Annotated in this window: 11 protein-coding genes and 1 pseudogene; 5 read left to right on the plus strand and 7 right to left on the minus strand. The window is 75.0% G+C overall.

What is annotated here, in order from left to right; all coding sequences use genetic code 11:
* Positions 1-20: 20 nt before the first annotated feature.
* The 4 genes from E6U81_RS09190 to E6U81_RS09205 form a co-directional block, all read right to left on the minus strand.
* Complete coding sequence (locus E6U81_RS09190) at positions 21-806, minus strand: alpha/beta hydrolase (RefSeq protein ID WP_136229583.1); 786 nt, start codon at positions 804-806, stop codon at positions 21-23.
* 45 nt (positions 807-851) lie between these two features.
* Positions 852-1,715 carry an aminoglycoside phosphotransferase family protein gene (locus tag E6U81_RS09195; protein ID WP_136229584.1) on the minus strand — a complete coding sequence of 288 codons (864 nt, stop codon included), beginning with the start codon at positions 1,713-1,715 and terminating at the stop codon, positions 852-854.
* A 65-nt stretch (positions 1,716-1,780) separates the two neighbouring features.
* Positions 1,781-2,692 (minus strand): SDR family oxidoreductase, encoded by a 912-nt coding sequence (locus E6U81_RS09200; RefSeq protein ID WP_136229585.1) that lies wholly within the window; start codon positions 2,690-2,692, stop codon positions 1,781-1,783.
* Positions 2,689-3,360, minus strand: a complete 672-nt coding sequence (locus E6U81_RS09205) for a TetR/AcrR family transcriptional regulator (RefSeq protein WP_136229586.1) — start codon at positions 3,358-3,360, stop codon at positions 2,689-2,691. Before E6U81_RS09205 ends, E6U81_RS09200 begins: the two co-directional genes overlap by 4 nt.
* A gap of 76 nt (positions 3,361-3,436) precedes the next feature.
* Between E6U81_RS09205 and E6U81_RS41685 the strand changes: the two genes are divergently transcribed.
* Genes E6U81_RS41685 through E6U81_RS09225 form a run of 4 tightly spaced genes read left to right on the plus strand, consistent with a single transcriptional unit; the run spans position 3,437 to position 7,841 of the window.
* A complete protein-coding gene (locus E6U81_RS41685) occupies positions 3,437-5,710 on the plus strand; it encodes an FUSC family protein (RefSeq protein ID WP_276615801.1) in 2,274 nt (757 codons plus the stop codon).
* Positions 5,711-5,751: 41 nt separating this feature from the next.
* The gene (gene mgt, locus E6U81_RS09215; protein ID WP_136229587.1) at positions 5,752-6,954 is read left to right on the plus strand and encodes a macrolide-inactivating glycosyltransferase; all 1,203 of its coding nucleotides are present in this window, start codon (positions 5,752-5,754) and stop codon (positions 6,952-6,954) included.
* 20 nt (positions 6,955-6,974) lie between these two features.
* Entirely contained in the window at positions 6,975-7,541 is a 567-nt protein-coding gene (locus E6U81_RS09220) for a DUF1697 domain-containing protein (protein WP_136229588.1), read from the plus strand.
* 18 nt (positions 7,542-7,559) lie between these two features.
* On the plus strand, positions 7,560-7,841 hold the full coding sequence (locus E6U81_RS09225; RefSeq protein ID WP_136229589.1) for a hypothetical protein: 282 nt from the start codon (positions 7,560-7,562) through the stop codon (positions 7,839-7,841).
* Here the strand turns inward: E6U81_RS09225 and E6U81_RS09230 are convergent.
* On the minus strand, positions 7,838-8,215 hold the full coding sequence (locus E6U81_RS09230; protein ID WP_136229590.1) for a DUF4440 domain-containing protein: 378 nt from the start codon (positions 8,213-8,215) through the stop codon (positions 7,838-7,840). The two genes, E6U81_RS09225 and E6U81_RS09230, sit on opposite strands and share 4 nt — an antisense overlap.
* 62 nt (positions 8,216-8,277) lie before the next feature.
* Between E6U81_RS09230 and E6U81_RS09235 the strand changes: the two genes are divergently transcribed.
* The gene (locus E6U81_RS09235; protein WP_136229591.1) at positions 8,278-9,279 is read left to right on the plus strand and encodes a 2-dehydropantoate 2-reductase N-terminal domain-containing protein; all 1,002 of its coding nucleotides are present in this window, start codon (positions 8,278-8,280) and stop codon (positions 9,277-9,279) included.
* Between the two features lie 136 nt (positions 9,280-9,415).
* On the opposite strand, the gene E6U81_RS09240 is transcribed toward E6U81_RS09235, so the two are convergent.
* A complete protein-coding gene (locus E6U81_RS09240) occupies positions 9,416-10,171 on the minus strand; it encodes a CbiX/SirB N-terminal domain-containing protein (protein WP_136229592.1) in 756 nt (251 codons plus the stop codon).
* 5 nt (positions 10,172-10,176) lie between these two features.
* A pseudogene (locus E6U81_RS40955) lies at positions 10,177-10,303 on the minus strand (ABC transporter permease); the annotation flags it as partial.

Consider the following 10,303-nt stretch of genomic DNA (forward strand, 5'->3'; position numbering starts at 1 on the left):
GCGCAAGGACGGGGCAGGAGCTAGCGGGCCAGGAACGGGGCCAGCTCCGCGGTGAGTTCGGCGGGCGCGTCCATCGCGATGAGGTGGGCGGCCGTCGGGAACTCGACCAGGGCGGCGCCGGGGATCTCGGAGGCGTAGCGCCGGCCGATGTCCTGGAAGTCGGCGACGTCGAGCTTGCCGATCCCGACCAGGGTGGGAACGGGGATCCCGGACAGGTCGCCCCGTACGACGCCCTGGGAGTGCTCCCCGACGACGTCCTGGTTCACCAGCGACGTGCGGATCGGCTCGCGGAGCCGGTCGGCCAGGCCCGTGGCGACGTCCTCCCACGCGCGGGCCGGACCGCGCACCCACATGTCCAGGTTCGTGGCGACGGCAGCGTCCAGATCGCCCGAGGCCAGGGCCTGCGTCTCCGCCTCGTCGTAGGCGATCATCTCCGCGGACCAGTCGTATCCCGGCCAGGGCGCGGCCAGCAGCGCCAGGGAGTGGACCCGGTCCGGGTGGGTCAGGGTGAAGTCCACCGCCACCCGGCCGCCCCAGGACGCGCCCACGAGGCGGACCCGCTCGTGCCCGAGGTGGTCCAGGAGGCGGCGCAGGTCGTCGGTCTCCCTGAACGGGCCGCTCGGCGGCGCGGATTGACCGAAGCCCCGCAGGTCGTAGCGGATGACGGTGTGCCGTTCCGCAAGGGCGGGGACGACCGCGTCCCACATGTGGTGGTCGGCGATCCCGGCGTGGACGAGCACCACGGGCGGTCCGTCGCCGGTGACGACGTAGGAAAGGTGTCCGAGTTCATCGGAGAGTGTGATCATCCGCAGATGTTCGCAGCTCGGTGGTATGCCCACCACCCTTGAACCCTAGAAGGAACGCCACCGCGTCCGCGGGTCGCCGTCCCTGAGGGAGGCCACCCGGCGGCGGAACTCGGCCAGGGCGCCCGGGTCGGCGGGGGTGTGCTGGGCGACCCAGGCGCAGCTGGCCGTCTCACGGGCGCCGCGCAGGACCGCGCAGCCCTCCCAGTCGCGGACGTCCCATCCGTAGGCCGCCGCGAAGGCCTCGTACTCCCCGGCGGGCATCCCGTACCGGTCGCGGGACAGGGCCATCACCACCAGGTCGTGCTCCCTCAGGTCCGCCGATACGGTCTCCAGGTCCACCAGGGCCGGGCCGTCCGGGCCGACGTGGACGTTGCGGGGCAGGGCGTCACCGTGGACCGGGCCGCGCGGCAGGTGCGGGGACAGGGCCGCCACCTCGTCCGCGTAGCCGTCGCGGCGGGAACGCAGATACGCCGCGTCGGCCGGGTCGATCGCGTCCCCCGCCAACCGCAGCCAGCGCTCCACCCCGCCCAGCAGGTCCCGTGCCGGCAGGGTGAACGGCGGCTCGGGCAGCGCGTGGACGGCCCGCAGCAGCACCGCCAGGTCCTCGGGACGCGCGGGCCTCACCGCGTCCGGGAGCCGGTGCCACAGGGTCAGCGGATGTCCGCCCACCAGTCGCGGCCTCGGCTCGGCCGCGCGGACCGCCGGGATGCCGGACGCGGCGAACCAGTCCGCCACGGCCAGTTCGCGTTCGGCCCGCTCCAGCAGCGCGGCCTCCCGGCCCACCTTGACCACGAGGTCGCCGACGGCGAACACGGCGTTCTCGCCGAGCGCGAGCAGGACGGGCCCCGCGGTCCCGCCCCCGGTGAGGCCCGCCGCCGTCAGTACGTCCCTTGCCCGCGCTTCGTCCATGCGGCTGTTCTACCACCGCCCGGACAGGGCGGCCGGGAGGGTCCGGCCGCAGGAGGGTTCCCCGGTCAGAGGGGGTCGCCGAGCGGGCCGTGTTCCGCCGCCAGGCTCTTCGCCCAGTGGGCGGCGAAGTCGGGCCGGGTGCCGTCCGCGTCGGTGAAGCCGTACTCCTGGTACAGGCCCCAAGTGGCCAGGGCCCGGCCGGACTTGGCCATGATCTGCGGGTCGGCCGCCAGCGCCGCCACCGCTCGGCCCAGGTACGCGGGGGATTCGGAGTGGGCGAAGTCCGGGTCCTGGGCCACGCCGTCGCGCCAGGTGGCCTCGGTGACGCCGAAGTGCTCGAGCATGGCCTCCGAACGCAGGAACCCGGGAGTGATCGCCACGGCGGCGACGCCGTGCGGCCGGAGCTCGGCGGCCTGCGCGAACGCGAGGCGGATCACCGCCGACTTCGCCAGGTCGTAGAAGAACGAGCCGCGGTAGCGGGCGGTGTTGCCGTCGGTGACCTCGACCACCAGGCCGCTCCCGCGGGCGACCATCAGCGGCAGCGCGAACCGGCTCGTGATCACATGGGTCTCCACCGCCTGCCGCAGCAGCCGCAGACCGGTCTCCAGGTCCTGTTCCCACAGCGGGTGTTCCCAGTCGGTCAGCGGATCCCCGCCCCACACCGAGTTGACCAGGACGTCGAGCCGCCCGTCCTGTTCTGCGGCGATCCGTTCGACGAGGGCCCGGACCTCCTCGGGCCGGCTGTGGTCGGTGCGGACGGCGATGCCGAGGCCGCCCGCGGCGGTGATCCTCGCCGCCGTGTCCTCGATCGTCTCCGGGCGGTCCAGGTCCGAGCGTCCGGCGCCGCTGCTGCGCCCGGTGACGTACACCGTCGCGCCGGCGGAGCCGAGTTCGACGGCGATACCGCGGCCGCCGCCGCGGGTGCCGCCGGCGACCAGGGCCACCGTGCCGGCCAGCGGGTGTGTGTCGGTCGTCATGATTCCTCCGGTTCGTGGCCGTGGCCCGGCGAGGGATGGGGGAGGTGGGGGAGGTGGGCGCGCAGTACGGCATCCAGCTCGCGCCGCACCCGCTCGGCGAGGCCGCCCCGGCGTTCGACGGCCCAGGTCAGGCCCGCGCCGGCGGTGATCGCCTGCACGGTGCCGGCCAGCGCCGCGACGTCCGTGCCGGCGCGGAGCTCGCCCGTGTCGACGGCCTCCGCCAGCAGTTCCTCGACCGCCCGCCGCTGGGCCCGGTGCACGGCCAGGGCGCGTTCGTACAGCTGCGGATCGGTGAGGTCCGTGCACAGGAAGGCGAGGTGGTGGGCGAAGGTCTCCGGCGTGTCCATCCCCGCCAGGGTCTGCGACGTCAGCGCCGCCAGGGCCCCGAGCGCGGACGGGTGCGCCGTGCGCGCCCGGGCGGCCAGCTCGCCCGCCTCCTCGGCGGACCGGTCGGCGAGCGCCAGCAGCAGGCCGCGTTTGGACCCGAACCGCTGCACGAGGGTGCCGGGCACCAGACCGACCTCGCCGGCCACGGCCGCCAGGGTGAGTCCCGTCGGCCCCACCCGGCCCATGACCCGGGCCGCGGCCCGCAGGATCACCGCGTCCTCGACCCCGCGCGGGCGTGCCACGACCGGCCACCTCCTATTAATAAATGCCTGTTCATTCATTAAACTCTCCGGTCGGGGGCGGCGCAAGCCCGGCCGGCGGGTGGTGGCTTCCGGTGACCGGCCCGATGCTGGAGTGATGGGTGCCGAAAAAGACGTGAGCGCAGGCCGCGGCCCCAGCAGCGTGGCGCGGCGCGCGATCCGCACCACCCTCTGCGCGTGCGGCGCGTTCTACGTGTGCCTCTACGGGCTGGACCGGCCCGTGGCGGCGACGTACGCCCTCTTCGCGGTGGTCTCGATGGCCGCCCTCTCCCGTATCCCCGGTACCGGCGGCCAGCGGGCCGCCGTACTGGTCAGGACCCTGCCGGCGGTGTGGCTGCTGCTCACCGCCGGCACCTTCCTCGCGGTGCGGACCTGGACCGCCGTGGCCGGCATGCTGGTCATCGGCTTCGCCATCGCCTTCGTGGCCGCGGCCGGCCCCCGGGCGGCCGGCGCCGCCCCCGGGCTCCAACTGCTCTACATCCTGCCGTGCTTCCCGCCCTACGCACCCGACACCCTCGGGCAGCGGCTGGGGGGCGCGACCTTCGGTCTGATCCTGCTCGTCCTCGCCGAGAAGTTCATCCTCCCCGAGCAGCGCGGCACCACCTACCGGGAGCTGGCCGCCGGGGCTGCCGGCACCGCCGCCCGCTTCGCCGCCGAGCTGGGCCGGCCCCCGTACACGCTGCCCGCGGCCGAGGTGGAGGCCGCCCGCAGGACCGGCGAGTCGCTGCGCCCCCTCCATGTGGAGGAGGCCGAACGCCCCGCCGGGCCGGGCCTGCGCGACCGCGCCCTCGCCCACACCGGCCTGGGGGCGCGCACCCTGCTCGGGCGGCTGGTGACCCTGCCCCCGCCCCCTCCGGGGCAGCCCCCGCACAGGACCGGACAGCAGCTGCTGGAGACCGTCGGCCGGTCCGCCGCCGAGACCGGAGCCCTGCTGGCCGGAACGGGCCGCGCGACCGCCGAGGCCGACGCCCTGCGGCGACTGCGGGAAGAGGTGCGGGAGGCCGCCGCGCGGGAGTCGCAGCCGGTGCCAGAGCTGCCCGGCCGCCGCCGGGCGGCACTGCTGGAGGTGGCGGACGCCGCCGTGGCCTTCGCGACCGCCGCCGAGCTGGCGGTCCGCGGGCGACGCGCCCCGCTGCCCCCCGGGACCGACGCCGGCCGGTTCTGGTACGCGGGCCGTCATGCGCCCCGCCTGTGGTGGCACCGGCTGGCGGCGCACGCCGGTCCGCGCTCCGTGCACTTCCAGAACGCCGTCCGGATCAGCCTCGCGCTCGCGGCCGCCCGCACGCTCGCCGGCGTGGAGTCGCTGCCCCACGGCTTCTGGGCGATGCTGGCCGTCCTCAGCCTGACCCGGACCACGGTCTCCCAGACCAGGGCGACCGTCCGCCAGGCACTCGCCGGGACCCTGCTCGGTGCGCTCCTGGCCGCCGGCGTCCTGGCCCTGGTCGGCGGCCACACCACCGTCTACGCCGTCATCCTGCCGCTGGTGATGCTCGTCGCTTTCACGGTGGGGCCGGTCCGGGGCGTGGGCTGGGCCCAGGGCATGTTCACCCTCGTCGTGTCCTTCGTCTTCGCGCAGCTGGCGCCCGTGACCTGGAGGCTGGCCGGCGTCCGGCTCATGGACGTGATGATCGGCAGCATGGTCGGGGTCGTGTTCGGACTGCTGGCCTGGCCGCGGGGCGCGCAGGCCGAGCTGCACCGCGCGGTCGCGCTGCTGCTGGCGCGGGAGGCCGAGACGGTCGAGGCGACCACGGCCGCCGTGGTGGCCGGCAGGCGGGACACCGACCCCGACGACCGGGCGCTCCAGCTCGCGCTCTCGCTGGCGGAGAGCGCGTACGCGCAGCGCCAGATCGAGCCGCGGGCGCCGGTGGCCGGCGCGCCCGACTGGCAGGCGGCCATGATCACGGGCCACCACGTGCTCTGGGGCTCCCGCCGGCTGCTCGCCCGGGCCGGCCCGGACCTCGGGGCGGGCAACGGGGAGCGGCTCAGCGGGCGGGCGGACGGTGTGGCCACCCGGATGCGGGGTGCGGCGCAGCGGGCGGCCACGATCCCGTCGGCGGACGGTTCGCAGGGCGCCGGGACCGACGCCGTCGCAGCGGATGCCGTGCCGCCGGCCGGAGCGGATGGCGCGGCCGGATCGGGCGGTACGGATGGTGCAGCGGGATCGGGCGGTACGGGTGGCGCGGGTGGCGCGGGCGGCGGTGCCGCGCAGGTGCCGGAGGTCGTCGCCCCGTCGGAGTTCTTCGCCGCCCAGACCTGGCTCGACTCGCTCACCCTCGACGTCGAGCGCGTGCTGGCGCCCTACCGCGCCCCCGGTCCGGCCGGGACCGACTCCACCGCCGAGGCCGCGCCCCGTCCGCCGCGGTCGACCTGAAACAGATTGCACGAGACGTATCGTCTCGCTAGAGTCGGATCATGACCTCAGCCAAGCCCGCCCACATCGCCATGTTCTCCATCGCCGCCCACGGGCACGTGAACCCGAGCATCGAGGTGATCCGGGAGCTCGTCGCCCGCGGCCACCGCGTCAGCTACGCCATCCCCGCCGCCTTCGCCGAGAAGGTCGCCGAGACCGGGGCCACGCCCGTGATCTACACCTCCACCCTCCCCACCGACGACGACCCGGAGGCCTGGGGCACCGAACTCATCGACAACCTGGAGCCCTTCCTGAACGACGCCATCCAGGTCCTCCCGCAGCTCGCCGCCGCGTTCGACGGCGACGAACCGGACCTCGTCATCCACGACATCACCTCCTACCCGGCGCCCGTGCTCGCCCACCGCTGGGGCGTCCCCGCCGTCTCCCTCTCCCCGAACCTCGTCGCCTGGGAGGGCTACGAGGAGGAGGTGGCCGAGCCGATGTTCGCCGGACTGAAGGCCTCCGAACGCGGGCAGGCGTACTACGCCCGGTTCACCGCCTGGCTCACCGAGAACGGCCTCGACGGCCAGATCGAACGCCTCCAGAGCCGCCCCCGCCGCAGCCTCGTCCTGATCCCCAGGGCCCTCCAGCCCCACGCCGACCGCGTCGACGCCTCCGTCCACACCTTCGTCGGGGCCTGCCAGGGCGACCGCAGCGCCACCCAGGGCACCTGGAACAGGCCCGAGGCCGCTGACGGCAAGAAGGTCGTCCTGGTCTCGCTCGGCTCGGCCTTCACCAAGCAGCCCGCCTTCTACCGCGCCTGCATCGACGCCTTCGCGGACCTGCCCGACTGGTACGTGGTCCTGCAGATCGGCAAGTTCACCGACGAGGCCGACCTGGGCGAGGTCCCCGCCGACGTGGAGGTCCACCGCTGGGTGCCCCAGCTGGACATCCTGCGCCAGGCCGACGCCTTCATCACCCACGCGGGCGCCGGCGGCAGCCAGGAGGGGCTCGCCACCGCCACCCCGATGGTCGCCGTCCCCCAGGCCGTCGACCAGTTCGGCAACGCCGACATGCTCGCCTCCCTGGGCGTTGCCCGGCACGTCCCGATGGCCGACGCGGACGCGGCCACCCTCCGCGAGGCCGTCCTCGCCCTCGTCGCCGACCCCGCCGTCGCCACCCGCGCCGAGGAGATCCGGGCCGCGATGGCCACCGAGGGCGGCACACGCCGGGCGGCCGACCTCATCGAGGCCGAACTGTCATAGGCGCCACCTAAGGTGCCCCCATGACCAAGAAGGCCACGGAAACGACGAAGTACGCGGCGCTGCTGCGCGGGATCAATGTCGGCGGCAGCAAGAAGGTCCCGATGGCGGAGCTGCGCTCCGTGCTGGACGGACTCGGGCACGGCGACGTGCAGACGTACCTGCAGAGCGGCAACGCGGTCTTCAGCAGCGCGAAGAGGGACCCGGTGGCGCTCGCCCGGGAGCTGGAGACGGCCATCGAGGACCACTTCGGCTTCCGGGTCGCGTGCCTGGTGGTGGACGGGACGTACCTGCGGGCCGTCGCGGAGGCCTGCCCCTTCCCGGCCGCGGAGCTGGAGGGCCGGCAGCTCCACGCCACGTTCTTCGCCGAGCAGCCGGGCCCGGAGCGCTTCGCCGCGCTCGACGGGGCCGCGTTCCTCCCCGAGGAGTACCGGCTCGGCGACCGCGTCCTCTACCTCTACGCCCCCGACGGCCTCGGCCGCTCCAAACTGGCCGAGGCCCTCGCCAGGCCCGCCGTCGTCAAGGGCATCGACGTGACCACCCGCAACTGGAACACCGTCGCCAAGCTCGTGGAACTGACCACGCCCTGACCCGGGTACGTTGTGCGCATGCACGAGGGTGACCAGCCGGACCTGGACGAGATCGACGCGCGCTTCGCCGCCGTGGCCGAAGGCCGCACGAGCCGGGACGCGGCCGACCGGTGGGCCGCCCGCTGGGTCACCGACGACGGGCTGGAATGGGACGACCTGTCCTGGTGGGCGCTGCAGCTCCTGCACGGCATCGACCTGCGACCGGGCCCCGAGGAGCCGTACCTGCACGACGACGAGCAGGTACGGGGATGGCTGAAGGAGCTCCGCCGCCGACGCGCCGGCCACCCGGCCACGGCCTAGTGCGGTACCGGCGTGGCCTGGTGGTGGTACATCCGCCAGCCGGTCCCGTCGGCCGACTTCCGCCAGATCGAACTCCTGCGCGCCCGGCGCCCGTCGATCTCGGTCTCGTACGTGAGGTGGACGACCCCCGGCGCCAGTTCGACCCCCGCCATGTGGGCGGCCTCGTACTGAGGACCGTCCTCCGCGGCACCCTCCAGGTCCGGCAGCGCCGCGAGCATCGACTCCCGGTCCCACCTGCGGCCCGAGGCGCCCACCTCGACGAACTCCGGATCGAGGAGCCGCTCCGTCAGAGCCCTCGACGTCCGCACACCCGGACTCATCAACTGCATCTCGCACGCGACCGCCTCGGCCACGCCCTCCGCGTCCATACCCATGGCACCATCCTGGCCCGGCCCCGGGGGCGACGGAGCCGGCGGGGTGTGCCAGGCTCATCGGCATGCGGTACATCATCATCGGCGCGGGCGCCGTGGGCGCCACCATCGGCGGACGGCTCGCGGAGGCGGGCGGCGAGGTCGTCCTCGCCGCGCGCGGGGCGCACGCGGAGGCCCTGCGGGCCGAGGGGCTGCGGCTCACGACGGCGGACGGGAGCCGGGTGCACCGGCTGACGGTGGTCACCGGACCGGACGAGATGGGCGAACTCCGCCCGGACGACGTGCTGTTGCTGGCGGTGAAGACCCAGGACGCGATCGCGGCGCTCGACGCGTGGGGCGACGCGGAGGTCGCGGGCGGCGGCACGGCCGCCCAGCGGCTCCCGGTGCTCTGCGCGCAGAACGGCGTGGAGAGCGAGCGGCTGGCGCTGCGGCGCTTCGCGCGCGTGTACGGGGTGTGCGTCTGGCTGCCCGCCACCTTCCTGGAGCCGGGTGCCGTCTCGGCGCTGTGCACCCCGCTGACCGGCATCCTGCACCTGGGCCGGGCCGTGGGCGGCACGGACGCGCTCGCCCGGGCCGTCGCGGCGGACCTCGCCAAGGCCGGCTTCGAGGCGCCGGTGGTCGAGGACGTCATGCGGTGGAAGTACGCGAAGCTGCTGGGGAACCTGGGCAACGCCATCCAGGCGACGACCGGACCGGAGCCCGACCCGGCGAAGGCGGCGCTGCTGCTGCGGGCCGTCCGCGAGGCGAAGGCCGCCTTCGGGGCGGCCGGCATCGCCTACGCCTCGGACGCGGAGCAGGCGCAGGCCCGGGACGGGAAGGTCGAGCAGCCGCCGGGCGTGCGGGGCGGATCCTCCTGGCAGAGCCTGGCGCGCGGCACGGGCTCGGTGGAGGCGGACTACCTCAACGGCGAGATCTCGCTGCTGGGCCGGCTGCACGGGGTGCCCGCCCCGGTCAACGACGTCCTGCGGCACGCGGCGAACATCTTCGCCCGGGAGGGCCTGCCACCGGGCGCGATGTCCATCGTGGACCTGACGGCCCTGGCCGACGAGGCCGCCGCCCGCGCTTAGGCCGGCTCTTTCGGATCTTGCCGGGCCCGCGCCGCCCGGCACCGCACCTCATCCCCCAGACTCCGCCCGGGGGACCCCCAGGTTGTCGGGGCGCCCGAGTACGTCCAGTACGCGGGCGCCCCTCCCGGTCGGCGGATCAGGCCGTCAGGGCCGGGAGCCGGGCGGGTGCCGCGGCGGCAGCGTCGTAGCGGCGCAGCAGCAGGAGGGCCAGTTCCGGGGCGGCGCCCAGGACGTCGGCCACCACGTCGGCGCCCGCGGCCTCGGCGCCGGCCGCGATGCGGTCCGGCAGCCGGCCCGGGGCGATGACGTACGGGGCCACCGCCACCCGGGCGAAGCCATCGGCGCGCAGGGCCCGTACGGCGTCCTCCGTGCGCGGAAGAGCAGCGGAGGCGAACGCAGGCCGCACGGCGCACCAACCGGTGTGCCGCCACTCCCGCGCGATTTCAGCGATCACTGCGATCGCCTCCGGGTCTGTGGAGCCGGCGGACGCGAGCACCACCGCGGTGGTGGCGCGGTCCGCCGGGGTGAGGCCGGCCTCGGACAGCCGGCGTTCGAGCGCCCCTACGAGCAGCGGGGACGGGCCGAGGACGTCCGCCACCGAGACCGAGAGGCCCGGCAGGCGGGTCAGCGCGTCCGACAGCGCCGCCGGGATGTCGGCCTTCGCGTGGAAGGCCCGGGTCAGCAGCAGCGGCAGGGCCACGACATCGCGGACGCCGTCGGCGTGCAGCGCGGACAGCACCTGCTCGACTCGCGGCGCGTTGAAGTCCAGGAAGGCCGTCTCCACCCGCAGTCCGGGCCGCAGCGCCCGCACCCGCCGGGTGAGGGCGTGCACGGTCGCGGCGTGCCGCGGATCGCGGCTGCCGTGGGCGATGATCAGCAGTACGGGTGCCATGCGGCTCAGCTCTTGACCAGGAGGCCGCGGCTGCGCAGGACGTACCGCTCGATGGGGCTGAAGATCAGCAGGTCGATGGCGATGCCGACGACGAGGATCAGGATGATCGCGAGGAACACGCCGGGCAGGTCG

Origin of the sequence: Streptomyces sp. A0592, from assembly GCF_004795115.1 — a bacterium.
GTDB classification, from domain to species: domain Bacteria; phylum Actinomycetota; class Actinomycetes; order Streptomycetales; family Streptomycetaceae; genus Streptomyces; species Streptomyces erythrochromogenes.

What these genes read in the sequence shown, in the direction of transcription:
- E6U81_RS09190 (WP_136229583.1), bottom strand. Translation starts at nt 806, where the DNA reads ATGATCACACTCTCCGATGAACTCGGACACCTTTCCTACGTCGTCACC.
- E6U81_RS09195 (WP_136229584.1), bottom strand. Translation starts at nt 1,715, where the DNA reads ATGGACGAAGCGCGGGCAAGGGACGTACTGACGGCGGCGGGCCTCACC.
- E6U81_RS09200 (WP_136229585.1), bottom strand. Translation starts at nt 2,692, where the DNA reads ATGACGACCGACACACACCCGCTGGCCGGCACGGTGGCCCTGGTCGCC.
- E6U81_RS09205 (WP_136229586.1), bottom strand. Translation starts at nt 3,360, where the DNA reads ATGAATGAACAGGCATTTATTAATAGGAGGTGGCCGGTCGTGGCACGC.
- E6U81_RS41685 (WP_276615801.1), top strand. Translation starts at nt 3,437, where the DNA reads ATGGGTGCCGAAAAAGACGTGAGCGCAGGCCGCGGCCCCAGCAGCGTG.
- mgt (WP_136229587.1), top strand. Translation starts at nt 5,752, where the DNA reads ATGACCTCAGCCAAGCCCGCCCACATCGCCATGTTCTCCATCGCCGCC.
- E6U81_RS09220 (WP_136229588.1), top strand. Translation starts at nt 6,975, where the DNA reads ATGACCAAGAAGGCCACGGAAACGACGAAGTACGCGGCGCTGCTGCGC.
- E6U81_RS09225 (WP_136229589.1), top strand. Translation starts at nt 7,560, where the DNA reads ATGCACGAGGGTGACCAGCCGGACCTGGACGAGATCGACGCGCGCTTC.
- E6U81_RS09230 (WP_136229590.1), bottom strand. Translation starts at nt 8,215, where the DNA reads ATGGGTATGGACGCGGAGGGCGTGGCCGAGGCGGTCGCGTGCGAGATG.
- E6U81_RS09235 (WP_136229591.1), top strand. Translation starts at nt 8,278, where the DNA reads ATGCGGTACATCATCATCGGCGCGGGCGCCGTGGGCGCCACCATCGGC.
- E6U81_RS09240 (WP_136229592.1), bottom strand. Translation starts at nt 10,171, where the DNA reads ATGGCACCCGTACTGCTGATCATCGCCCACGGCAGCCGCGATCCGCGG.